We start from the raw sequence: 409 nt of genomic DNA on the forward strand, positions 1-409 counted from the left end.
TATCGCCTTCGTGGATGCCGTTGACGCACTCCCCGCCGCCGCTGTTTTTGCGTCTGCCGCGGCAGAGGCGCTCCGTTCCGCTGCTGTTTCAGATGACCTGGCATTCGTCTCGGACGTTTTTGCCGCCCTGGCAGAATTTTCTGCCGCCGTTGCCGAGGAAGCTGCACGACCGGCACTTGATGATGCGTTCGTTTCTGATGATTTTGCTGCCTCTTTTGAGGCCACCGCATCTCGTGCTGAAGTGGCGGCCTCTGACGCTTTCGTGGCCGCGGTGGAGGCAGACGTGGCGGCTGATTGTTGTGACGCTGCAGCATTCGTTTCTGACGTTTTCGCCGCACCGGCACTGGTGGCCGCCGCGTTTTTTGAGGACTCTGCGGCTGCGGCACTTTTTTCCGCTTCAGTGGCCTTT

The 409-nt window shown here is 60.1% G+C and carries 1 protein-coding gene; it reads left to right on the forward strand.

Going from position 1 to position 409, the window contains the following annotated elements:
• Positions 1–409 (forward strand): hypothetical protein (locus GCQ56_RS20400; RefSeq protein ID WP_227006132.1); only part of this gene is annotated, 409 nt, incomplete at both ends.

This window comes from Marinifilum sp. N1E240, assembly GCF_009295825.1.
In the GTDB taxonomy this organism is placed as follows: Bacteria; Bacteroidota; Bacteroidia; order Bacteroidales; family Marinifilaceae; genus Marinifilum_A; species Marinifilum_A sediminis.